Annotated in this window: 20 protein-coding genes; 15 read left to right on the forward strand and 5 right to left on the reverse strand. The window is 53.2% G+C overall.

The window, feature by feature from the left end; translation table 11 throughout:
* The first annotated feature begins 183 nt into the window (after positions 1–183).
* From B5E62_RS01445 to B5E62_RS01455, 4 genes are all read left to right on the forward strand, one after another.
* A complete protein-coding gene (locus tag B5E62_RS01445) occupies positions 184–1,056 on the forward strand; it encodes a DegV family protein (protein WP_087172969.1) in 873 nt (290 codons plus the stop codon).
* Positions 1,057–1,156: 100 nt separating this feature from the next.
* Positions 1,157–1,288: a hypothetical protein gene (locus B5E62_RS17385; protein WP_264176825.1), complete on the forward strand. Its 132-nt coding sequence runs from the start codon at positions 1,157–1,159 to the stop codon at positions 1,286–1,288.
* A gap of 110 nt (positions 1,289–1,398) precedes the next feature.
* The gene (locus tag B5E62_RS01450) at positions 1,399–2,310 is read left to right on the forward strand and encodes an EamA family transporter (protein ID WP_087172970.1); all 912 of its coding nucleotides are present in this window, start codon (positions 1,399–1,401) and stop codon (positions 2,308–2,310) included.
* Positions 2,311–2,360: 50 nt separating this feature from the next.
* Positions 2,361–3,485: a DUF362 domain-containing protein gene (locus B5E62_RS01455; protein ID WP_087173036.1), complete on the forward strand. Its 1,125-nt coding sequence runs from the start codon at positions 2,361–2,363 to the stop codon at positions 3,483–3,485.
* Between the two features lie 60 nt (positions 3,486–3,545).
* Here B5E62_RS01455 and B5E62_RS01460 read toward each other — a convergent pair whose 3' ends face one another.
* Both B5E62_RS01460 and B5E62_RS01465 read right to left on the reverse strand, forming a co-directional pair.
* Complete coding sequence (locus B5E62_RS01460; protein WP_087172971.1) at positions 3,546–5,312, reverse strand: hypothetical protein; 1,767 nt, start codon at positions 5,310–5,312, stop codon at positions 3,546–3,548.
* Positions 5,313–5,335: 23 nt separating this feature from the next.
* Positions 5,336–6,241, reverse strand: coding sequence for an AAA family ATPase (locus tag B5E62_RS01465; protein ID WP_087172972.1), 906 nt, complete (start codon positions 6,239–6,241; stop codon positions 5,336–5,338).
* Positions 6,242–6,449: 208 nt separating this feature from the next.
* Here B5E62_RS01465 and B5E62_RS01470 point away from each other — a divergent pair, with 208 nt between their 5' ends.
* Positions 6,450–7,925 carry a carbon starvation CstA family protein gene (locus B5E62_RS01470; protein ID WP_076777525.1) on the forward strand — a complete coding sequence of 492 codons (1,476 nt, stop codon included), beginning with the start codon at positions 6,450–6,452 and terminating at the stop codon, positions 7,923–7,925.
* Positions 7,926–8,068: 143 nt separating this feature from the next.
* Positions 8,069–8,431: a fluoride efflux transporter CrcB gene (crcB, locus tag B5E62_RS01475; protein WP_087173037.1), complete on the forward strand. Its 363-nt coding sequence runs from the start codon at positions 8,069–8,071 to the stop codon at positions 8,429–8,431.
* On the opposite strand, the gene B5E62_RS01480 is transcribed toward crcB, so the two are convergent.
* Complete coding sequence (locus B5E62_RS01480; protein ID WP_087173038.1) at positions 8,370–9,251, reverse strand: MerR family transcriptional regulator; 882 nt, start codon at positions 9,249–9,251, stop codon at positions 8,370–8,372. The genes crcB and B5E62_RS01480 overlap by 62 nt on opposite strands.
* 219 nt (positions 9,252–9,470) lie before the next feature.
* On the opposite strand from B5E62_RS01480, the gene B5E62_RS01485 reads away from it, so the two are divergent.
* The 3 genes from B5E62_RS01485 (at position 9,471) to ilvC (ending at position 12,975) form a co-directional block, all read left to right on the forward strand.
* Complete coding sequence (locus tag B5E62_RS01485) at positions 9,471–11,261, forward strand: ABC-F family ATP-binding cassette domain-containing protein (protein ID WP_087172973.1); 1,791 nt, start codon at positions 9,471–9,473, stop codon at positions 11,259–11,261.
* Between the two features lie 87 nt (positions 11,262–11,348).
* Positions 11,349–11,891: an acetolactate synthase small subunit gene (gene ilvN / locus B5E62_RS01490; RefSeq protein WP_087172974.1), complete on the forward strand. Its 543-nt coding sequence runs from the start codon at positions 11,349–11,351 to the stop codon at positions 11,889–11,891.
* A 64-nt stretch (positions 11,892–11,955) separates the two neighbouring features.
* Positions 11,956–12,975 carry a ketol-acid reductoisomerase gene (gene ilvC, locus B5E62_RS01495; protein ID WP_087172975.1) on the forward strand — a complete coding sequence of 340 codons (1,020 nt, stop codon included), beginning with the start codon at positions 11,956–11,958 and terminating at the stop codon, positions 12,973–12,975.
* 156 nt (positions 12,976–13,131) lie between these two features.
* Here ilvC and B5E62_RS01500 read toward each other — a convergent pair whose 3' ends face one another.
* The gene (locus tag B5E62_RS01500; protein WP_087172976.1) at positions 13,132–14,352 is read right to left on the reverse strand and encodes a hypothetical protein; all 1,221 of its coding nucleotides are present in this window, start codon (positions 14,350–14,352) and stop codon (positions 13,132–13,134) included.
* A 177-nt stretch (positions 14,353–14,529) separates the two neighbouring features.
* Here B5E62_RS01500 and B5E62_RS01505 point away from each other — a divergent pair, with 177 nt between their 5' ends.
* Together B5E62_RS01505 and B5E62_RS01510 are read left to right on the forward strand one after the other, a co-directional pair.
* Entirely contained in the window at positions 14,530–15,183 is a 654-nt protein-coding gene (locus B5E62_RS01505; protein ID WP_143468787.1) for a hypothetical protein, read from the forward strand.
* Positions 15,184–15,309: 126 nt separating this feature from the next.
* Positions 15,310–15,951, forward strand: coding sequence for an orotate phosphoribosyltransferase (locus B5E62_RS01510; protein WP_087172978.1), 642 nt, complete (start codon positions 15,310–15,312; stop codon positions 15,949–15,951).
* 74 nt (positions 15,952–16,025) lie between these two features.
* On the opposite strand, the gene rpsT is transcribed toward B5E62_RS01510, so the two are convergent.
* Positions 16,026–16,289, reverse strand: a complete 264-nt coding sequence (gene rpsT / locus B5E62_RS01515; RefSeq protein WP_087172979.1) for a 30S ribosomal protein S20 — start codon at positions 16,287–16,289, stop codon at positions 16,026–16,028.
* 183 nt (positions 16,290–16,472) lie between these two features.
* Here rpsT and gpr point away from each other — a divergent pair, with 183 nt between their 5' ends.
* The 4 genes from gpr (at position 16,473) to B5E62_RS01535 (ending at position 22,963) form a co-directional block, all read left to right on the forward strand.
* Positions 16,473–17,426, forward strand: a complete 954-nt coding sequence (gpr, locus tag B5E62_RS01520; protein ID WP_087172980.1) for a GPR endopeptidase — start codon at positions 16,473–16,475, stop codon at positions 17,424–17,426.
* 76 nt (positions 17,427–17,502) lie between these two features.
* On the forward strand, positions 17,503–18,687 hold the full coding sequence (locus tag B5E62_RS01525; protein ID WP_087173039.1) for a stage II sporulation protein P: 1,185 nt from the start codon (positions 17,503–17,505) through the stop codon (positions 18,685–18,687).
* A gap of 96 nt (positions 18,688–18,783) precedes the next feature.
* Positions 18,784–20,706 (forward strand): DNA gyrase/topoisomerase IV subunit B, encoded by a 1,923-nt coding sequence (locus B5E62_RS01530; protein ID WP_087172981.1) that lies wholly within the window; start codon positions 18,784–18,786, stop codon positions 20,704–20,706.
* A gap of 16 nt (positions 20,707–20,722) precedes the next feature.
* Complete coding sequence (locus tag B5E62_RS01535) at positions 20,723–22,963, forward strand: DNA gyrase/topoisomerase IV subunit A (RefSeq protein WP_087172982.1); 2,241 nt, start codon at positions 20,723–20,725, stop codon at positions 22,961–22,963.
* The last annotated feature ends 106 nt before the right edge of the window (positions 22,964–23,069 follow it).

Genomic DNA, 23,069 nt, shown 5'->3' on the forward strand with positions numbered 1-23,069 from the left:
TTTCCTCCTAAGTATGATGAATTAGATTTACCTTCTGTTTCCATGTCGTATTCTGCCATGGAAACTACCTTATTACTTTATCACTAAACAGAGAAAATGCAAAGAAGAAAATCAAATCACTGGCAAATTCCTGCCCAATGCGATATAATGGGCAAAGCGGTATTTTGCAAGGAGGATTATAGAATGGCAGATTTTGTGATCACAACAGACTCCAACTCAGATGTGCCAGAAGGATTTCTGGTACAGCATGGCATCCCTGTCATACCCCAGTATTATATGTTCGGGGAGACGGTGTACGGAGACGAGATAAAGATGGAACCGTCGGAATTTTATGAGACGATGCGGAAGGGAGAGCTTCCCAAATCCATGGCCAACAATCCGGAAGTGATACGGGAGAAATTTACGAAGATATTAAAAGAAGGAAAAGATATACTTCACATTGCGTTTTCCAGCGCGTTAAGCGGCAGCTGCCAGAACGTGCAGGTGGCGGCCCGGGATCTGATGGAAGACTATCCGGAAAGAAAGATCCTTGTGTTCGACTCACTCAATGCCTCCCTGGGAGAGGGCGTGTCCGTGATGCGGGCAGTGCAGCTTAAAGAGGAAGGCAGGAGCATGGAGGAGATCTACGATATCCTGGCAGAGGAGAGAGCGCATGTCAATGTGTGCTTTACAGTGGACGACCTTCACCATCTGCAGCGGGGAGGGCGTGTCTCAAAGACGACAGCCGTTGTGGGAAGCATGATCAATATCAAACCTCTCCTTGCGGTGACATCCACCGGGGAACTGAAGTCTGACGGCACTGTGCGGGGCAGAAAAAAGGCTCTCAAAACCCTTGTGACCAGAATGGAGCAGTGTCTGGACACAGAGCATTTCGGAAAGGACAGGCCTGTGGCCATTGTCCACGGTGACTGTATAGACGATGCTCTTGCCGTGCAGGAGCATGTAAAAGAACTTGGATTTGAAAATGTAGTGATCAACGACGTGAGCCCCAGTATCGGCACCCACGCGGGTCCCGGGGTAGTCGGGCTGATCTTTTATGGGAAAACCGTAAAATAAAGAAAGCTTTACTTTGATTTGACAAAGGCTTAATCCTTTTGTGACAAAGATATGCTACTCTTCTTATAGCAACAATTTTAAGACAGCGAGGTTGATAAAGATGCGTAAAGAGAGAAGAAGCCGCAAGAGGATCAAAGCGGATCTGATGAGATCCTACTATACCATGGAGTCAAAAGTGGACCCCAGGGCAAAGGAAGTTTTCAAAAGAAAACCTTACGCTGCGGTGCACTAGAACAGTTGCCGCAATAGCAGGCAGGAAAGCATTCCCATATCAGTCCCCGAAAAAAGGGAGATATGGGAATTTTTCTGTTCTGAAAAAATACAGATGAAGAGGCAGATATTATGACGAACATGGAGCGAAGAGAGGCGCTGCGGGGCATGGCTATCGCCCTGATCGGCGGCATTTTCTGGGGACTGGCAGGCGTCTTCGGGCAGTTTCTATTTGAATACAAGGGGACCAATGCCAGATGGCTTGTCAGCGTGCGGCTTGTGCTGGCGGGACTGTTGCTTCTGTCCACCGTGGTTGTGAAACAGCGGGCTACATTCTGGAAGATCTGGACTGACAAAAAAGATGCCGCCACTCTGGTCCTTTTTGGCATCCTGGGCATGGCGGGGTGTCAGCTTTCCTACTACACGGCGGTGGAGCTGTCCAATGCGGGGACGGCCACTGTGCTGCAGTACACAGCGCCTGTCCTGATCCTCGGATATGAGGCCGTCAGAATGAGGCGCCGCCCCAGGGGCTTTGAGATTGCGGCTCTCGTCCTGGCACTGGCAGGGACGTTTCTTCTGGCGACCCACGGAAATCCGGGATCCATGTCCCTTTCCGGAAAGGCCCTTGCCTGGGGACTTATGTCGGCGGTGATGATGGCGGTATACAACCTGCTTCCTGCAAAGCTGATGAAAAAGTACGGGACATTCTGCGTCATAGGCTGGGGAATGCTGGTGGGCGGCATTGTCCTGTCCGCTTTTACCCATCCCTGGCATGTTGTGGGACGCTGGGATCTGGAGGCAGTGGGAGCGATGGCAGTGGTGGTCGTGCTGGGGACTGTGCTGTCCTTTTCCTTCTATATGGAGGGCGTGCGCATGATCGGGGCGGCAAAGGCCAGTCTGCTGGCCTCGGTGGAGCCTGTGACAGCCACCATAGCCTCAGCCCTTATAATGCACGTGGTGTTTGCCGGGATGGATGTGCTGGGCATCGTCTGTATCCTGGGAGCCGTGCTGCTTCTGTCTGTGCCGGGCCTTAAAAAGGCCTGACCTTAGCTGAAAAGATATAAATAAAAATGATAAATAAAAAGGAGAAAGACATGGAAAAAGCAAAAGTGTATTTCACGGACCTTCGGGCTCTTCCCGGAACGAACCTTCCCGGAAAGCTCCAGAAACTTATCAGAAAGGCGGGCATCGGGGACATTGATTTCGAGAAGAAAATGACGGCCATCAAGATCCATTTTGGCGAGCCGGGCAACCTGTCCTATCTGCGCCCCAACTATGCCAAGGCTGTGGCGGATGTCATCAAAGAGCTGGGAGGTCGCCCCTTCCTTACAGACTGCAACACGCTGTACGTGGGCAGGAGAAAGGATGCCCTGGAGCACTTAAGCGCAGCTTTTGAGAACGGGTTCAATATGCTCTCCACAGGCTGTCACATCATCATCGCAGACGGTCTGAAAGGAACAGATGAGGCCTACGTACCCGTGAGAGGCGGTGAGCTTGTGAAGGAGGCAAAGATCGGACGGGCTATCATGGATGCGGACGTCTTTATCAGTCTGAACCACTTCAAAGGACACGAGGCCACCGGATTTGGCGGCGCGTTGAAGAATATCGGTATGGGCTGCGGCAGCCGGGCCGGAAAGATGGAGCAGCACAACAGCGGAAAACCTACCGTGGACCAGGAGCACTGTGTGGGATGTACTGTCTGTTCAAAGAACTGCGCCCACGGCGCCATCTCCTTCCACGAGAAGAAGGCCAGCATTGACCACAGTAAATGTGTGGGCTGCGGACGGTGCCTGGGAGCCTGCAACTTTGACGCCATCTACAATGAGAACAGCTCGGCTGTAAAGGATCTGGACATGAAGATCGCCGAGTACTCCAAGGCGGTGCTGGACGGAAGGCCGAACTTCCATATCAATCTCGTCATCGATGTGTCTCCCTACTGTGACTGCCATGCGGAGAATGATCTTCCCATCCTGCCGGATGTGGGCATGTTCGCAAGCTTTGATCCGGTGGCCCTGGACCAGGCCTGCGCGGACGCCTGCAATGCACAGCAGCCCATCCCGGGAAGTCTTCTTGACGACCGGATGCACGAGCATGATTTCTGCGATCACCACGACCACTTTGTCAACACCACGCCGGAGAGTGAGTGGGAGACCTGCCTGGCTCACGCGGAGAAGATCGGCATCGGCACACGGGAATATGAACTAATTGAAGTAAAATAAAGCGTCTGGAACAAGAGTTTCAGCATGAAAAAAAGCTGGCCATGTCCGGGATCCCATTCCCTAGTGCATGGTCAGCTTTTGTATCTGTCTTTGTATGAGCACGCCGGCGGCCTCGCTGAAGCGCTCCATCTTTTCGATGCGGACAAACTCGGTGCCGAAGATCTCACTGGCGGCTTTTGTGTCTCCGTCCGTCCCTGTCAGTATCCCGCAGACGTGCACGCCTGTTTTGCGGAGAGCCCGGACTTCGGCGGCGGTATCCTTCACGCCGGCAGAGCCGGAGTAATCCTGGCTGACAAGCCTTCTGGCGGCCGGATCCGGGGGAATGCGGCGGTCATCGTTGGGGCTGGCGTCCGTCAGAATGATGAGAAGCCGGTTCTTTGCCGGGGAGCCCTCCATAAGATGGCCGGCGCCCCGAAGGGCAAGTCCGTCCCTGTTCCAGCCGGCGGCGAAATAGCGGAAGATCTGCTCAGCGCAGCCTTCGCCTGTCCCGTCATAGTCCACAAACCTCTGCATAACCGTGCATCCCCGGACGCTTAAAAAGGAAAAGACCTGCACCGGGATCCGGTTGAGCTGCAGGCTTCTGGCTATGACGTAGCCCTGGGCGGCGATGATCTCCTGGCTTTCCAGTCTGGACGCGGAGGCATCCAGCATCAGATCCACGGAAAAGTCTGTCTCTGCCTCGTTCAGCGTGTCCATGAAGACACGGGGATCATGCAGATGCAGCCCTCTCCAAATCTGGGAGGGATAGAGCCTTCCGGAGCGGCTGCGGACACGGATGGGCTGGGGGTAGACAAGGAGACAGTTCCGGATCTGCTGGGAAAGCCGGGTGATGCTTCCCTTGTAGAGCCGGTATCTGCCCTGGAAGTGGGCTTTGTTTTTGTGCATCTGCTCCCTGGCGTCCCGGCGCACTTTCTGGATGGCCGGATCCGGAGAGGGGGCAGGGCTCTGCTTTCCGTCTGTAAAATAGAGGTGGGAGTCCGCGTGGGCGCCTGTACAGAGCAGATCTTCCACCAGATGATGCTCTTCATCAGACAGGAGCGGTCTGCCAAAGCATCCTTCAATATAGAGCCGGTCAGCCCTCTGTGCCGCGGGACTGCGGCGCCTGGCATCCAGGCCCCGGCGTCCTTCCGCCACCCGGCCATTTGCGGCGGCGGTTCCGGTCATGAGAAGGGTGTCTGTGCGCACCAGGCGGGAGGGCAGTTTTTTCAGAAGGAACTGGTGCATTTTATTTCGCATTTTCCCGAGAATGGAAAGGCGGCCAGGTCCGGAGGAGAAGCCGGCGTGGAAGAAACGGCGGAATACCTGGATGGTCCTGTCCGCGATCTCCTGGGCTGTCAGGGAACCGTCGTACTGAAGAGCCAGAAAAAGGCTGCGCTCCCAGGGATTGGCAAGGCCCATGTCCTTTCCCAGCACGAGGCGGCACCGGGCAGCCTGCAGCGCGTAGACAAGGCTGTTCTGGGCCATCCACTGCTGACGGGAACGTGTCAGCTCGCAGGCGAAGAATTCTTCTGCGTGACGGCGACGCAGCTCCGTCAGGACCGGGCGGTCTGCCACCTCCTTTTCGTAGACGCAGTTTTCCAGAGCCACCCACAAAAGGCCGTCCAGCGTCTCGCTGAAAGCGGAGCTGCTGATGCGGTCAAAGAGATCATTCATAATGTCCGGGTCATACCATTTATGCACATATCCGATGATGGAATTCATGTAGAAATCCGGCTCTCCGTCCTGGGTAAAGGCTGTAAAGGCGGGCGTGAAAGAGTAGTCGCCGGCGGCGGTCCAGATAATGTTCAGCGCCCTCCTTTCCGGGCGGGGCAGCTTCTTTGTTTCCATGATATATGTATCCTGCCTTCCTTTTACACTGTGAAGATGGTATCCCTGTCGGCCTTTCTGGAGATCCGGGAGGAGATGATGTCCCGCACAAGAGACTGCTCGTAATCATCGGCAGTTTTGTTTGTGATGCCCATGTCCAGCGCCTGGCAGGGGCCGAGGCCGCCCTCCATCATCCGCAGGGCTCCGGTGAGTCCCCGCAGATCCAGGACTTTCTCCGTCAGCTCCCCGCTTCTGCATTTATCCCTTATATCAATGAACAGGGAAGTGAACTGCTTTACATACTCCGGCTTCATGGATGGAAATTCTTTTTCCAGAAGCCGGGACAGATCCTCCTTTGCGATCTCCGGCATGGCAAGGACCATGAAGCGGGAGGAGAGTGCCTCGTTGAGCTCCCTCGTGCCCGCATATCCGTAGTTCATGGTGGCGATGAAGCGGGAAGCCGGATGTATCCGGATCTTCTGATAGCCGGGGATCTGGATGCTGCGGCGGAAGTCCAGGACAGAGTGGAGCACGGCCAGGGCTTCGTTTCTGGCCATGTTGATCTCGTCCAGCACGCAGAAACCACCCTCCGTGGCAGCTTCGCAGACCGGGCCGGGGCGGAAACTCACCTCCCCGTCTTTAAATGTGTCAGTTCCCAGCATGGAGGCGGCGTCGGCGTTGATATGAAGAGACACATTGTACACCGGGCGGCCGAAAGCGGCGGCCAGATTTTCTGCCAGTACGTTTTTTCCTGTGGCTTTGGCCCCTGCAAGAAGCAGGTTTTCCCCTGCAAGAAGAGCCTGGGCAGCCTGTTCCCAGACTTCTTTTCCGTAATAAAAATAGCGGGGCAGCACAGTGTCGTCTGCCTCCGGTACAAACCTGCGGCGGAATTCTCTGATCCCTTCAATGACCCGCGGATCGATCTGTTCTTCCTCTAAAAATTTCAGCACATTGGTTCCTCGCTTCCTCGTAAAATGACAGATACATTATAGCACCCGGCACGTAAAATGAGAAGATAAGTCAGAATATTGCGAAAAAGATTAAAAAAGATCAAGGTATGCTGATTAAAATAGTTCATTTACATTTGAAATTCACGCTGTTACACTAAAGTGGTGCATAAAAGTGTAACATATGGAATGAGAAAAAGGAGGGAAACATATGGCAACTTTTATTATCGGTCTCGCCATTTTGTTCGTCGGCGCTGCGCTGTACGGCAAATTTTGCGAGCATGTTTTTGGTCCTGATGACAGGAAGACTCCTGCCTACACAAAACAGGACGGTCTTGATTACGTTCCCATGAGAGAGTGGAAGAATAGTCTGATCAACCTGCTGAACATCGCAGGTACAGGTCCTATCCTTGGACCTATCCAGGGTATCCTTTTCGGACCTATCGCGTTTATTACGATTCCTATCGGAAATATCATCGGCGGTGCCATGCACGATTATTTTTCCGGTATGATCTGTCTGCGTGACGGCGGTACACAGATGCCGGACATGATCCGCAGATACAGCAATAAAGGTGTGTACACGTTCTACCAGATTTTCTGCAGCCTGCTGCTTCTCCTGGTAGGAGCTGTTTTTATCTATACACCTGGCGATATCGCAGCTACACAGGTATTCGGATTCGATGGATCAGCTACATCCGTATCCACATGGGTAATCTACGGTGTGATCTTTGTTTACTATCTGGTGGCTACTGTATTTCCCATTGACAAGATCATTGGACGCATCTACCCGATTTTCGGAGCAATCCTTCTGTTCTCTGCTATCGGTGTGTTTATCGGCCTCTTCGTGAAGGGCTATCCGCTGATCAACCTCTGGGACAGCTGGAACGGCGCGCTTGTATCCTACGGTGACTACTTCAGCGCGAACCACTTCATCCCGATCTTCTTCATCACGGTTGCATGCGGTATCCTGTCTGGATTCCATTCCACCCAGACAGCCATCATCTCCCGTACAATGAAGAGTGAGCGTCAGGGACGCATGACATTCTACAACATGATGGTCCTGGAGGGCTTCATCGCTATGGTGTGGGCTGCCGGCGCCATGGGTGTCTACAACCTGGGCCTGCAGGCTGCTGACGCGGGACTGGCTACAGCCACCATCGGCGTTGTCTGCAAGGATATCCTTGGACCTGTGGGCGGCGTTATCGCCCTTCTGGGTGTTATCGTGCTTCCTATCACATCCGGCGACACGGCGCTCCGCTCCCTTCGTATGGCGGTTTCCGATGCCCTTCATATTGACCAGAAGAATGTGAAGAAACGTCTGGGACTGGCTGCTGTCATCTTTATCCTTGTGGCTGTGATCCTCGTGTTCGCGAAGAGCAACGCGGAAGGATTCAACATCCTGTGGAGATACTTTGCATGGTCCAACCAGACCCTGTCCCTGTTCGCGTTCATCGCCATCTCTGTCTGGATGTTTGAGAACGGAAAAGCGAGATTTGTCTGGATGCCTCTGATCCCGGGCGCATGGTATGCGTTTGTCACCATCACATACATTGTCAATGCCAAGATCGGCTTCAATGTACCGTGGGGCGCAGCCTACGTGATCGGTATCGTGGCGGCGGCTGCCTATGTGGGCCTCATCCTCTGGTACGGCAAAAAACGTGCGGCGCGCAAAGCACAGAAAGCGTAAATTCTAACAAAACCATATACACTTTAAGACTTATAAAGGACAGGAACCTGTTTTGGTCCCTGTCCTTTGGTGTGTTATAATGATATGGTGCGCACTGTAAATACGCATTGTAAAATTGTAAGAAGAGGTTAAAGAATATGCAGATGACAGGTTTTGTTTTTGTGGGACTTGGAGGGGCGGTGGGAGCCATGCTCAGGTACGCTGTCAGCCTCCTGCCGTACCGGGGAACCTTTCCGGTGCTGACTCTTGTGACGAATATACTGGGTGCCCTGGCCATCGGACTGATAGCAGGGGCGGCTGCCAGAAGGCAGGCGCCGGAGGGGCTGATCCTGTTTCTGAAGTCAGGTGTATGCGGTGGATTTACGACCTTTTCCACCTTCTCCCTGGAGGCCTGGCAGCTTCTGGAGAAGGGTGAGACGGGGCTTTCCGCGCTGTATGTGCTGCTCAGCGTTGTGTTCTGTCTTGCAGGCGTGGCTGCCGGAATGTGGGCTGCCTCCCGGTGGTAAATTCTGCCTGGGTCCGCATGGCTGAAGTGAAAGGCAGGACAACCATAGTCAGATCCAGCGCTGCGTAGAGGAGCAGGCACAGGCCCTGGAGAAGAATGACTGCGGTCATGGACGGGCTGCCCTCCATCTGTGTCAGCGCCCTGTGGATCAGCCAGATCCGGCTCAGCACCATCTGGCCGGCCACGGCAAAGGTAAAGGCGCACAGCAGAAACATCATGGCTGCTTCCGCGGGCATGATCATTCGAAGAAAGACGCCTCTTTCAAGAGCCTTCGACTTGAGCCGGGTTTTCCAGAGTCCCAGAACGACAGTGAGAAAGCACTGTAGAAAGAGAACCGGTGGCGGCAGAGTGAAGGCAGGGCTGTGTGCCGCCTGAAAAATAAGGATGCCCGTGATGACCAGAAAGGAGCACAGGTTGGCAAGGGCGAACAGAAGATTGCCGGATAGAATGCGCTGTGTCCGATCCAGTGTGTCCCCAAGAAGGGGACCTTCCACATCCAGATGCGCCAGATCCGCGCCGTTCTTCAGCTTCTGGAGAAGGCGGAGGGACTGTCTTGTCCGGGACAGTTCTTTTTGCTTGCACTGGATTTTTTCTTCCAGAATGGAGGAGGGAGCACCGCCGCTCAGATAAAGGCGGACTTCGGTGACGGAAAAATCCAGCAGGCGCAGCTTTTTTATGATCAGGAGGCGCTGGATCGCCCTGCTGTCGTAATCTTTATATCCATTTTCTTTTTGGGTCGGGTGGATCAGCCCGTTTTCTTCATAGTACCGGATGGCCTTGCGGGTCAGCCCGGTCCGTTCCTCAGCTTCCTTGATTTTCATGCTGTCATCCTCCGGTTTCATATGTTTCTGTGCTTCCTTTATAGCATGTTCCCCCGGGGAACAGTCAATAGGAAACACAAAAATCTATACAGCCGGCAGCCTTTTTTGCGGATACTTGCAGGGAGAGGGGAAATTAGATAAAATAGCGTCGGGTGCAGTGTTTTCTGTGCGCCTAAAGATGCCCTGCAGAGGCAGGAAATATATGGAGAGGTTTTACTTATGAATATCATCAACATAGAACACATCAGCAAAATATTTGGCGGGAAAACAATCTTTGAGGACGCTTCTTGTGGTGTGCAGGAGGGGGAGAAGGCAGGCATTATCGGACTGAACGGAACCGGTAAGACCACCCTTTTAAGACTTGTGGCAGGTCTTGAGACGCCGGATGAGGGACAGATCATTACACAGAACGGCATCCGCATGGCGTACCTTTCCCAGACGCCGCAGTTCGGAGAGGAGGAGACTGTGTCCTCCTGGGCCTTCACCGGGGATCCGAATGTGGATTGGAAAGTGCAGAGTAACTTAAATGAACTGGGCATCACAGACTGGGAGGCCCGCATCGATACCCTGTCCGGGGGACAGAAGAAGAGGACGGCCATGGCAAAGGTGTTGGCCGATTCCTTTGACGTGCTTCTTCTGGATGAGCCTACCAACCATCTGGACCAGGAGATGATAGGCTGGCTGGAGGAGTATCTGAAAGCTTTCCGGGGGACCATCCTGATGGTGACCCACGACCGGTATTTCCTTGATAAGGTGACAAACCGTATCCTGGAGATCGATGACGGAAAGATCTTCAGCTACGAGGCCGGCTATTCCGGTTTCCTTGAGCAGAAAGCGGCCCGTGAGGAGATGGAGCTTGCCTCTGAGAGAAAGCGCCGGAGCGTGCTGCGCATGGAGCTGGAGTGGGCAAAGAGAGGGTGCCGCGCCAGAACCACCAAGCAGAAAGCCAGACTGGAGAGACTGGAAGCGCTGAAAAATCAGACAGGACCTGTGGCGGAAGAGACGGCACGGATTGATTCCGTGGAAACAAGAATGGGAAAGAAAACCGTGGAACTCCACCATGTAAGCAAGGCATACGGAGAGCAGATCCTCATCCGTGATTTTGACTATATTTTTCTCAAGAACCAGAAAGTGGGGATCGTAGGACCTAACGGCTGCGGAAAATCTACGCTTCTTAAGATCATTGCCGGGCAGACGGAGCCGGATGAGGGCCAGGTGGAAGTGGGAGAGACCGTGCGCATTGCCTATTTTTCCCAGGAGCTGCCCCAGATGGATATAAAACAGCGGGTCATTGACTATGTGAAAGATATCTGTGAATATGTGCAGACAAAAGAGGGCAGGATCACTGCATCCCAGATGCTGGAGCGCTTCCTTTTCACACCGGAAATGCAGTATTCCCCGGTTGAAAAGCTGTCCGGCGGGGAGAAAAAGAGGCTGTATCTGCTGGGGATTCTGCAGTCTAATCCCAATTTCCTTGTGCTGGATGAGTGTACCAATGATCTGGATATCCCTACTATGACGATCCTGGAAGACTATCTTTCCTCTTTTACGGGGATTGTGGTGACTGTCTCCCATGATCGGTATTTCCTGGACAATGTGGCGGACCGGATTTTTGAGTTCTCCGGCAATGGAACGCTTACACAGTATGAAGGCGGATATACGGACTATATCCAGGCCAGGGGCCAGGCTGTCCCGGATGTGAAAGAAGGGGCCGGAAGCGACAGAAAAGCTGAGGCTGGAAAGGAGAAAGACTGGAAAAAGCCGCGGAGTACAAAGCTGAAATTCTCCTACAAGGAGCAGAGAGAGTACGAGACCATCGACGAGGACATTGCGGCTCTGGAAGAAAAGATTGAGAAGCTGGATGCAGATATCATGGCCAATGCCACAAACTCTGTGAAGCTGAAAGAGCTGATGGAGGAAAAGGACAGGGTGCAGGAAGAGCTGGATGAAAAAATGGAAAGATGGGTCTATCTGACAGAGCTGGCAGAAAAAATTGCGGAACAGGGGTAAACCGCTTGACAAAAGTGTGGATCCTTGTTATTATTAAAAAACAGAACGCACTCTGTTTTTGAAAATCAAGAGAGAAGAGGTGCAGGTATGAAAAGAGTATATTCATTACTCGTAGATAATAATCCAGGTGTGCTGAGCCGCATTTCGGGTCTGTTCAGCCGGCGCGGCTACAGCATCGACAGCATTACCGCGGGAGTGACTGCCGATCCCAGGTTCACAAGGATCACGATCGTGGCGAGCGGCGATGAATTGATCCTGTCACAGATCGAGAAGCAGGTACGCAAGCTGGAGGACGTCATTGAGATAAAGGTCCTCAGGGAGGGCGAATCCGTGTACCGTGAGCTGATCATGGTGAAGGTGCGGGCGGATGCGGCCCAGAGAGCGGAGATCATCTCAGTGGCCGATATTTTCCGCGCCAAGGTCGTAGATGTGGAGAAGGAATCCCTGATGCTGGAGCTGACGGGAAACCAGTCCAAGCTGGAGGCTTTCTTAAATCTGCTGGACGGCTATGAGATACTGGAGCTTGCCAGGACAGGTATCACCGGCCTGTCGAGGGGTATCAAGAACATTACTTTTATTGATGAAAATGGTCAGAAAAGGACGTGGAACCCGGACGGCAGCCAGGAGTAGAGCAGATGCTAAAGGAATTTGACCTTTAACAGTATAAATCATATATTTTAGGAGGAATGTAACAATGGCAGCAAGAATTTTTTACCAGGAAGACTGCAACTTATCAGCACTGGAAGGACAGAAGATCGCGATCATCGGATACGGAAGCCAGGGACATGCACACGCGCTGAACCTGAAGGAGTCCGGATGTGACGTTATCGTAGGACTTTATGAGGGAAGCAGATCATGGGCAAAGGCAGAGGCACAGGGCTTTCAGGTTTATACAGCAGCAGAGGCCGCAAAGCAGGCAGACGTGATCATGATCCTGATCAATGACGAGCTGCAGGCTGATATGTACAAAAAGGACATTGAGCCGAACCTTGAGGAAGGCAACATGCTGATGTTTGCACATGGCTTCAACATCCATTTCGGATGCATTAAACCGCCGAAGAATGTTGACGTTACCATGATCGCACCCAAGGCGCCCGGCCACACAGTAAGGAGCGAGTACCAGGCCGGAAAGGGAACCCCCTGTCTGATCGCTGTTGAGCAGGATGCGACAGGAAAGGCCTGGGACCGCGCACTTGCATACGGTCTTGCCATCGGCGGAGCAAGAGCCGGACTTCTTGAGACTACATATCGTGTAGAGACAGAGACAGACCTCTTCGGTGAGCAGGCTGTTCTGTGCGGCGGTGTATGTGCTCTGATGCAGGCTGGATTTGAGACTCTGACAGAGGCTGGATATGATCCGAGAAACGCATACTTTGAGTGTATCCACGAGATGAAGCTTATCGTAGACCTCATCTACCAGAGCGGTTTCGCCGGCATGAGATACTCCATCTCCAACACAGCTGAGTATGGCGACTACATTACAGGACCGAAGATCATCACAGAGGATACAAAGAAGGCTATGAAGAAGATCCTGGCCGACATCCAGGACGGTACATTTGCAAAAGACTTCCTTACAGATATGTCTGATGCAGGACGCCAGGTACACTTCAAGGCTATGAGAAAACTGGCTGCAGAGCATCCGGCAGAGAAAGTTGGCGAGGAGATCAGAAAGCTCTACAGCTGGAACGGCGAGGACAAGCTGATCAACAACTAGTCAGATATCCTGCATATAAAAGATACATATGGAAAGCAAGAAGGCATCTTCCCGGGCAGACGCTACGGAGGATGCCTTTTTATGTACGATCTGTGCGGCCTCTGGCCGGGGATGAACGGGCAAATTTTTGTGCGGCGGCCATGTGGCGTCATGGGGCTACGAATAGAAGTTGATCCGCTTTGTATTTTCGTCTATGTGATAGTCCAGGTCAAAGAGGCTGGCGAAATCCTCGACCTTCAGGCCGACACAGAAGCGGGCTCCCACCTCTGTATCCTCGTCCGCAGTGACAAAGGGAAGGTCCAGCGGCTCCCCGTTTTTCGTTACTTGAAATTCTGTAATCTCATTGTCGGAGAACTGGCTCTCCATCTGCCAGGTGTTGTCTCCGATCTGCCAGGTGGACAGTCCCTCTTCCGGCTCCAGGCTGTAGCTGCCGCCGAGGGCGCTGACATACTCCCGCACGATCAGAGGCACGCTGGAAGAGTCCGTGACATATCCGATGTCGCATGGAAGCATGTAGGAGCCGGTCTCCTGGCTGTACCAGCAGTAGCAAAAGCGGTCTGTGATCAGGGACCACTGGTTGACGGAGTCCTCCTGGCTGTTGTAGGTCATTTTTGTGCCGTCCAGATAAATGTAGTCCAGCCGGGATACATGCTTATCCTGGGTATACTCCTCGGGGATAGAGGCAAGCTCGTCCAGCTGGCTGTCCACGCACATCTGGGCGTATTTGTCCGCAAGGCGCTGGTACAGCTCCTCCCGGGAGCGGAGACCGATGATACCGAAGTCCGCCGTGTTGATCCAGCTCTGATGTGCCTCCAGGTCTTCCTGCGAAGGGTACCAGGCCAGGTGGACATTTAGCAGCGGGTGACCGCGGAGAAAGTCCTCGCCATTGTAGTCGAGCTCCTCCCGGTAAACCTCCTCTGCCCGGGCCATGACCTCTGCGACCTGGTCAAGGTCATCAAAGGACAGGAGTCCGACCCACCCGTCGTCATAGGTGGGGAGCTCTTCCAGGATCCGGACGGCGCGGTCCCGATACAGTTCGTGGACCTCCGACACGTAGGTGCAGGAAATCTCTTTTGAATAGAAGATAGTGCTGCTCCCGTCGATGGTTACATTGTCCAGATAGCTGTTGGCTGTGAATGTGAGATCCCGCTCCCGGGAACGGAAGGTGTACTCCACATTTTTTGGCCGGTCCTCCACCTGCTCAGATGAGACAAGCTCAAACTCCTCATCGGTGCAGACGGATCGGACATAGTCCAGTACATCCTCTTCGCCGTACACATCGCTGTCAATGGTGGCGCAGGAGGCGAGGAGGAGGGAGGAGAGCAGGGCGGGGAGGATAAGCCTCTTTAAATGCCTTTGTGTTTCCTGTCTGTTCATATTGGCCCCTCATATCATAAAAAATGGTTTTGTGTTTCTTATAGTTTGATTATATCATAGAGAAAAAGCGGGGGATATATCATTATGGAGAAGAACAAGATTATTTACAGTGAGATACTATGTGTTTTCGCTTTTTCTCTCATGCCTGCCTGCTCTTGCCGGCTTTGCCTATGCCAGATGGAAGGTTTTATCAGAGAAGTAGAGATACTGGAAAACCGGACGAACAGAATGTTCGGGATGGGCTTGGTCGTTATGGGGATCATAGCCTCCTATTTTTGTGAAAGCAGCGGGTTTTCTTATATTTATGCTGTTTTGGCCGCTCTGTCCGGGGGCGTCCTGATCGGGTACAGGACTGCCCTGCATATCCTGACAGCAGGAATAGTATGGATATGCAGAATACCTCCGATCCATGAAGCGTTGAAAAAGCGGGCAGTCAACGGCGGGAAAGGATACCGGATCGGTGAAGACGGGATCTATGACCTTGGTACAGGCGCCATGTATCCGTATGACAGGCTCCGGACTGTCATAGAGACGAAAGAAGAACTGAGTGTGGGAAGTGTTTTTACCTTTGAAAAGAACATCGATCCGGACCAATTTGCCAGACTGCGCACCAGACTGAAAAAATATGTGCCGGATAAGTACAGATACTATGAATTTTTGGAAAAGGAGGAGAAGGATGGCTGCGGGAAATGGGCCCGCTGCGTGGCGGCTGCCGCTGTTGTCTTGTTTGTTCTTGCCGGCCGATTTCTGCTCCCTCCATGGTATGAGTTGGATCGTTCTGGCTTTTTGGCAGTGCCCATGGACGTGTACCGGGACAGCCTTTACCGCTAAAGAGTAGAAAACAAAATCTATACAAAAATATATCTGACAATATTCCCCTTTTTGCCAATTTGTGCTAAAATATAAACCAACAGAAAAAAAGGGAAAGCTGCCTGCGGCAGAAGGGAGGAATTGAGTTTGGATACAAATTTAGAAAATCTGCGTTCATGGAAAAACCCGAAGGCACGTGTTAAGATCATGAGAGGCCACTTTGTCACCACCCATTCCCACGTCAATACATATATTGACCTGTCTACGATGAAGTCGAGATGTAACAATGCAAGGGAGACTGCCAAGGTGATGGCGGAGCCCTATCTGGCATCCACCGAGATCGATACGGTCGTGTGCCTGGACGGAATGGAAGTGGTGGGCACGTTTATAGCGGACATCCTGTCCCGGCCGGGCACCGTCTCCATCAATACGGGAAAAAACATCTCCGTTGTCACCCCGGAGACAGACAAGGCCGGACAGATGATCTTCCGGGACAACACGAAGCGCATGATAGAGGGACAGCAGGTCCTGATCGTTGCGGGTCTTATCACGACAGGAAAGACAATGCTTCAGTCCATAGAGAGCGTCCTCTACTACGGTGGAAGGGTAAATGGCATCTGTGCCGCCTTCAGCCTTGTATCCAAGGTGGCGGGAATGGATATCAATGCAGTGTTCACTCAGAAAGAGGTGCACGGATACGAGAAATACTCTGACGGCGACTGCCCCATGTGCGCAGCCGGGAAGAAGGTAGATGCCTTTGTGAACAGCTACGGGTATTCGGCCCTCTAAACGGGAGCTTCCTGTTTTCACAAAAAAAGACAACCACTGACGGTATGGTTGTCTTTTTTGTGTTCACTTTATCATTAAGCAATTCCGTTTACAGCTTTTGCTAAACGGGAAATCTTTCTTGAGCAAGTGTTCTTGTGATAAACACCCTTGCTTCCTGCTTTATTGATCTCGATCGTAGCAATCTTCAGGGCTTCTGCAGCAGCAGCGGCATCCTTGTTTGCGACGGCTGTCTCAACTTTCTTTACGCAGGTCTTTACTTTAGATTTGATTGCCTTATTTCTAGCAGCCTTTGTTTCGTTTACTAAAATCCTCTTTTTAGCAGATTTGATGTTAGCCAACTTGTCCACCTCCATTAAACTATTTCGAAATTAATCGATGACCGTTCGTTAGAGCCGGACACGGACGTTCTAACGAAACATACTAGTATATTTTATGCCAAGGTTTCCAGGATGTCAATACATATTTCCCAAAATATTGCAAAAACTAGCAGTAAAACAGAGACTGAAGAGAGGTTATCAGACATGATCGAGAAATACAGTATCCGGACAGACCTGGCTCTGGAGCAGAAGGAACGGTTTGAGGCTGACAATGTGGAGATTTCCGGTGTTGTGCTGGAGGAGAACTATGATGAGGAGAGGGACATCAAGGTCACGACTGTCAGGATCGAGACGGAGAATGGCGCCAGGATAATGGGAAAGCCGGTGGGGACCTACATCACCCTGGAGGCGCCGGAGCTGGCTGTGCCGGATGAGGGCTATCACCAGGAGGTGTCTGAAGAGATCCGTCGGTTCCTCGGGCGGCTCCTGGATATGGGAAAAGAGGATTTCTCTGTCCTTGTGGCGGGGCTTGGCAACCGTCAGGTGACGCCGGACGCGCTGGGGCCCTACGTGGCGGACAATCTGAACATCACGAGGCACATTGTGAAGGAGTACGGAAAATACGCTATGGGGAAGGAGCGGGTGAGGCTCCTGAGCGCCATCGTACCCGGAGTCATGGGGCAGACGGGAATGGAGACTGTGGAGATCATCAGGGGAGTGGTGAAGGAGACCCGGCCTGACGCAGTCATTGCCATTGATGCGCTGGCGGCCAGGAATTCCAGGAGGCTGAACCGCACCGTGCAGATTTCGGACACGGGGATCAGCCCGGGCTCCGGCATCGGAAATCAGAGAAACGCCATCACAGAGGAGACGGTGGGGGTTCCGGTCATCGCCATCGGGGTGCCCACGGTGGTGGACGCGGCCACCATTGTCAATGATGCCATGGAAAATCTGCTCGCGCAGATGGAGCAGTCGGAGACCATGAAGGGAGTGGGCGTTGTGCTGCAGGGCTACAATGCGGCGGAAAAATACGAGCTGGTGAAAGAACTCATCGCCCCGCACCTGAACGGCATGTTTGTGACGCCAAAGGACGTGGACGAGACGGTAAAGCGTATCAGCTTTACCATATCAGAGGCCCTGAACCAGCTGTTCGCATAATACAGGCTGAAATCTCATATAGTGTAAAAGCGGCAGAACGGGCCGGAGAATATGAGACGAGCAGGTGGAAGAGCTGTTGAAAAAGAGATGGAGGATAAACAGGATAGGGATAGGGGTGATCCTGCTTCTGCTGACCGTCTACGGGTCAGTACAGGCAGGATTTCATCCTGTGGACAGCGTAGGAGGACAGCTGGCAAAGGCCCTGCTTGGGAACTCGGAGAAAATGTTCCTGCCGGGGGCCTTTTACATAGAGAGCGGGGCAGAGCTCTCCGCCGCGGATCTGCTGGCAGAGGGCATCGGTCTGCTGGCCCCTATTGGCACCTACGTGGACGGGCAGGAGAGTGAGGAGACGGATGTGGAGGATGCGGCTACTTTCCAGATGATCCTGGCACAGCAGGCCGGCGATGAGAATGAGGTGGGAGCTGACGGCAGCCTGGTCAGCGGCACGGACGATTCTGCCAGGACTGCCATACATACATCCGGGACACCCATTGACACTTCTATTGAAAAGATGAGCAGCTTTGACTATCTGATCGGAAATTTCTATACAGTGGACAGCACCACCATGATACGGCCGAACGAACTGAACGGGGCAGAGCTCCTGAGCAAGGACATGAAGATCGACCAGGGCACGGAAGGACCCAAGATCCTTGTCTATCACACCCACTCCCAGGAAATGTTCGCGGACTCGGTGGAGGGAGATGCCTCCACCTCCATCGTGGGGATCGGGGACTATCTGACTGCACTGCTAAACGATACCTACCAAATACCCACTATCCACCACACAGGTGTCTACGACCTGATAGACGGGAAGCTGGACCGGAGCCTGGCCTACGATCTGGCAAAGCCGGATATCCAGAAGATACTCGAGGAGAATCCCAGCATCGAGGTGGTGATAGACCTGCACAGGGACGGGGTGAACGAGGGGACTCACCTGGTGACAGAGGTGAACGGAAAGCCCACAGCCCAGATCATGTTTTTCAATGGCCTGAGCAAGACCCGCGCCAACGGGGAGATCGACTATCTGGCCAACCCCTACATCCAGGATAACCTGGCCTTCTCCCTGCAGATGCAGGTGGCGGCCAACAATGAGTACCCGGGATTTACCAGGCGCATCTATCTGAGAGGGTACCGCTACAATATGCACTTTAAGCCCAGGAGCCTCCTTGTGGAGGCCGGAGCCCAGACCAACACGGTGGAAGAGATGCGAAACGCCATGGAGGTGCTGGCAGACCTGCTCCACACGGTGCTGGTGGGATGAAATTCATTTCTGTTTGCACGCCCCTATATTTTGTGCTAATATGGAAACAGTGTGTAGAAAAGTACCAGAAATTGGAGAGGAAGGGTAAAAAGCAACATGGCGAACAAGAATACGTATGATGCGGAGAGCATTTCTGTACTGGAAGGCCTGGAGGCGGTGCGCAAGCGTCCGGGTATGTACATTGGCAGTGTTTCCACCAAGGGGCTGAACCACCTCATCTACGAGATCGTGGACAATTCCGTGGATGAGCATCTGGCCGGCTACTGCACGGAAATCAGGGTCACGCTGGAGAAGGACGGCTCCTGCACCGTCAGCGACAACGGGCGGGGTGTCCCTGTGGGCATGCACGTAAAAGGTGTTCCCGCGGCGAGGCTTGTCTATACGACCCTCCATGCCGGCGGAAAATTTGATGACTCTGCCTACAAGACCAGCGGCGGTCTCCACGGCGTGGGCTCATCGGTAGTCAACGCCCTCTCGGTATATATGGATGTGGAGATCAGCAGGGACGGCTATATCCACCACGACCGATATGAGCGGGGCGTGCCTGTAGTGGAGCTGGAGGACGGGCTCCTTCCCAAGATCGGAAAGACAAAGAAGACCGGAACCAAGGTGAACTTCCTGCCTGATGACACCATTTTTGAGAAGACAAAGTTCCGGGGGGAAGAAGTCAAGAGCCGCATGCACGAGACCGCCTATCTCAATCCCTCTCTTACTATTATATATGAAGATAAGCGGGGACCGGAGCCGGAGAAGATCACGTACCATGAGCCGGACGGCATCCTTGGCTTTATACGGGAGCTGAATGAGAAGAAGGAAGTGGTCCATGAGCCGGTCTACTTTAAAGGTGAGGCCGACGGCATCGAGGTGGAGGCGGCCTTCCAGTATGTCAATGAATTTCACGAGAACGTACTGGGATTCTGCAATAATATCTACAATGCGGAGGGGGGCACCCATCTGACTGGCTTTAAGACGACATTTACCACGGTCATGAACCAGTATGCCAGAGAGCTGGGCATCCTGAAGGAGAAGGACGCCAACTTCACCGGGGCGGATATCCGCAATGGAATGACCGCTATCATTTCCATCAAGCATCCGGATCCGAGATTTGAGGGGCAGACCAAGACCAAGCTGGATAACCCGGACGCGGCCAAGGCGGTCAGCAAGGTGACAGGAGACGAGATCGTCCGGTACTTTGACCGGAATCTGGACAACCTGAAAAAAGTCCTGTCCTGCGCGGAGAAAGCGGCCAAGATAAGGAAGACGGAGGAGCGCGCCAAGACCAACCTTCTCACAAAACAGAAATATTCTTTTGACAGCAACGGGAAGCTGGCCAACTGCGAGAGCCGGGACGCCTCCAAGTGTGAGATCTTTATCGTGGAGGGAGACTCTGCGGGAGGCTCCGCAAAGACGGCAAGAGACCGCATGTTCCAGGCCATCCTTCCCATCCGTGGAAAGATCCTGAACGTGGAGAAGGCCAGCATTGACAAGATCCTGGCCAACGCGGAGATCAAGACCATGATAAACGCCTTTGGCTGCGGCTTCTCGGAAGGGTATGGAAACGACTTTGACATTTCCAGATTAAGATATGACAAGATCATCATCATGGCGGATGCAGATGTGGACGGAGCTCATATTTCCACCCTGCTCCTGACGCTTTTTTACCGCTTTATGCCGGAGCTGATCTACGAGGGACATGTCTACATCGCCATGCCGCCTCTCTATAAAGCCATGCCAAAGAAGGGGGAGGAGGAGTATCTCTACGACGATAAAGCGCTGGAAAAGTACAGGAAGACTCACGACGGTCCCTTCACGCTCCAGAGATACAAAGGTCTGGGCGAGATGGACGCGGAGCAGCTCTGGGAGACCACGCTGAACCCGGAGACCCGCATCCTGAAGCTTGTGGAGATCGAGGACGCCCGCATGGCTTCCAGTGTGACAGAGATGCTCATGGGCAACGAGGTTCCGCCGAGGCGTGCGTTTATCTACGACAATGCCACAGAGGCTGAACTTGACATATAGAAGGGAGTAAAGAGATATGCCGGAAGAACAGATCATACGGACAGAATACTCTGATCTGATGAAAAAATCATATATCGACTACGCCATGAGCGTGATCATTGCCAGGGCTCTCCCGGATGTGCGGGACGGGCTGAAGCCTGTCCAGAGACGTACTCTCTACGATATGCATGAGCTGGGCATCCGCTGGGACAGGCCCTACAGAAAATGCGCCCGTATCGTGGGAGATACCATGGGCAAATACCACCCTCACGGGGACAGCTCCATCTACGAGGCCCTGGTGGTCATGGCCCAGGACTTCAAGAAGGGCATGGTGCTTGTGGACGGCCACGGCAACTTTGGCTCCATAGAGGGAGACGGGGCGGCTGCCATGAGGTACACTGAGGCAAGACTTGCCAAATTTACCCAGATGGCGTTCCTCCAGGATCTGGACAAGGACGTTATCAATTTTGTCCCCAACTTTGATGAGACGGAGAAAGAGCCGGAAGTGCTGCCGGTGCGTGTTCCCAACCTTCTGGTCAACGGGGCGGAGGGAATTGCCGTCGGCATGGCTACCAGCATCCCCACCCACAATCTGGGCGAGGTCATCGATGCGGTGAAAGCCTATATGAAAAACGATGATATCAGCACAAGACAGCTGATGAAATATGTGAAAGGTCCGGATTTCCCCACAGGGGGCATCGTGGTAAACAAAGACGACCTTCTGAATATCTACGAGACCGGTGTGGGCAAGATCAAGATCCGGGGCAAAGTGGAAGTGGAGGACATGAAAGGCGGCAAGCAGCGCCTTGTCATCACAGAGATCCCCTACACCATGATCGGCGCCGGCATCGGAAAGTTCCTCAACGATGTGTGCGCCCTTGTGGAGACGAAGAAGACGGGGGATATCGTGGACATTTCCAACCAGTCTTCCAAGGAAGGCATCCGCATTGTCATTGAGCTGAAAAAAGGCGCGGATGTGAAGAACCTGACCAACATGCTCTACAAGAAGACCAGGCTGGAAGACACCTTCGGCGTCAACATGCTGGCGGTGGCGGACGGGCGCCCGGAGACCATGGGCCTCAAGAAGATCATCGAGCACCACGTGGATTTCCAGTTTGAGCTGGCCACCAGAAAATATAAGACTCTCCTGGCAAAAGAGCTGGAGAAAAAAGAGATACAGGAAGGTCTCATAAAAGCCTGCGATGTTATTGACCTGATCATCGAGATCCTTAGGGGCAGCCGCAGCGTCCAGGATGCGAAGGCCTGCCTCACCCAGGGCCTTACGGAAAACATCACCTTCAAGTCAAAGATCTCAAAGAAGATGGCATCCATGCTGCGGTTCACAGAGCGCCAGGCGGACGCCATCCTGCAGATGCGGCTGTACCGGCTCATTGGTCTGGAGATCGACGCCCTCATGAAGGAGCATGAAGAGACACTGGCCAACATTGCCCGGTATGAGGATATCCTGAACAATTATGACTCCATGGCGGACGTCATCATAGAGGAGCTGGACGCCTTTAAAAAGGAATTTGCTGTTCCAAGAAAAACCGTGGTGGAGAATGCGGAAGAGGCGGTCTTCGAGGAGAAGAAGATCGAGGAGCAGGAAGTGGTGTTCCTGATGGACCGTTTCGGCTACGCAAGGTGCGTGGACACGTCCACCTACGAGAGGAACAGGGAGGCAGCGGACAGCGAGAACAGGTTCGTCCTCACCTGTCTCAACACAGGAAAGATCTGTATTTTCACCGACACAGGAAAAATGCACCAGGTAAAGGTGCTGGATGTGCCCTACGGAAAATTCCGGGATAAGGGCCAGCCCATAGATAATATGAGCAATTTTGACAGTACATCTGAGGAGATCGTCTACATGTGCGATGGGGAGCAGATGCGCTTTGCCATGCTGTTCTTTGCCACCAGACAGGGAATGGTCAAGAAGGTGGCCGGGACCGAGTTCCAGGTGTCCAAGCGGACCATAGCCGCCACCAAGCTGCAGGAGGGGGATGCCCTTGTCACGGTGGCTGTGATCAACGACAACCAGTACGTGGTGCTGCAGACAAAGGACGGTTATTTCCTGCGGTTCCAGGCGGAGGAGGTCTCCGAGAAGAAGAAGGGGGCCGTGGGTGTCCGGGGCATCAGGCTTCGGAAGAACGACGAGCTGGAGGCCGCCTATCTCTTCGAGGACGGAGAGGATGCGAAGGCACTCTACAAGGAGAAGGAGGTGGCTCTGAACCGGCTGCGGATAGGGAAGAGAGACACCCAGGGAGTGAAGAACCGGGGATAAAACAGGAAAAATCTGTGTAAAACCCCTTGATTTCCTGAAAAAGGAGTGCTATACTATATGCCAGTTACATAAGCATGCGGCAGAAGAGTGGACGAAAGTTCACTCT

It is taken from the genome of Lachnoclostridium sp. An118, from assembly GCF_002160985.1.
Lineage (GTDB): Bacteria > Bacillota > Clostridia > Lachnospirales > Lachnospiraceae > Claveliimonas > Claveliimonas stercoravium.

Excerpts from the sequence above, each read along its gene's own strand:
- B5E62_RS01535 (WP_087172982.1), top strand. The coding sequence starts at position 20,723 with ATGCCGGAAGAACAGATCATACGGACAGAATACTCTGATCTGATGAAA.
- ilvC (WP_087172975.1), top strand. The coding sequence starts at position 11,956 with ATGGCAGCAAGAATTTTTTACCAGGAAGACTGCAACTTATCAGCACTG.
- B5E62_RS01445 (WP_087172969.1), top strand. The coding sequence starts at position 184 with ATGGCAGATTTTGTGATCACAACAGACTCCAACTCAGATGTGCCAGAA.
- B5E62_RS01480 (WP_087173038.1), bottom strand. The coding sequence starts at position 9,251 with ATGAAAATCAAGGAAGCTGAGGAACGGACCGGGCTGACCCGCAAGGCC.
- B5E62_RS01485 (WP_087172973.1), top strand. The coding sequence starts at position 9,471 with ATGAATATCATCAACATAGAACACATCAGCAAAATATTTGGCGGGAAA.
- B5E62_RS17385 (WP_264176825.1), top strand. The coding sequence starts at position 1,157 with ATGCGTAAAGAGAGAAGAAGCCGCAAGAGGATCAAAGCGGATCTGATG.
- B5E62_RS01470 (WP_076777525.1), top strand. The coding sequence starts at position 6,450 with ATGGCAACTTTTATTATCGGTCTCGCCATTTTGTTCGTCGGCGCTGCG.
- crcB (WP_087173037.1), top strand. The coding sequence starts at position 8,069 with ATGACAGGTTTTGTTTTTGTGGGACTTGGAGGGGCGGTGGGAGCCATG.
- ilvN (WP_087172974.1), top strand. The coding sequence starts at position 11,349 with ATGAAAAGAGTATATTCATTACTCGTAGATAATAATCCAGGTGTGCTG.
- B5E62_RS01455 (WP_087173036.1), top strand. The coding sequence starts at position 2,361 with ATGGAAAAAGCAAAAGTGTATTTCACGGACCTTCGGGCTCTTCCCGGA.
- B5E62_RS01460 (WP_087172971.1), bottom strand. The coding sequence starts at position 5,312 with ATGGAAACAAAGAAGCTGCCCCGCCCGGAAAGGAGGGCGCTGAACATT.
- B5E62_RS01500 (WP_087172976.1), bottom strand. The coding sequence starts at position 14,352 with ATGAACAGACAGGAAACACAAAGGCATTTAAAGAGGCTTATCCTCCCC.
- B5E62_RS01450 (WP_087172970.1), top strand. The coding sequence starts at position 1,399 with ATGACGAACATGGAGCGAAGAGAGGCGCTGCGGGGCATGGCTATCGCC.
- B5E62_RS01530 (WP_087172981.1), top strand. The coding sequence starts at position 18,784 with ATGGCGAACAAGAATACGTATGATGCGGAGAGCATTTCTGTACTGGAA.
- B5E62_RS01505 (WP_143468787.1), top strand. The coding sequence starts at position 14,530 with ATGGAAGGTTTTATCAGAGAAGTAGAGATACTGGAAAACCGGACGAAC.
- gpr (WP_087172980.1), top strand. The coding sequence starts at position 16,473 with ATGATCGAGAAATACAGTATCCGGACAGACCTGGCTCTGGAGCAGAAG.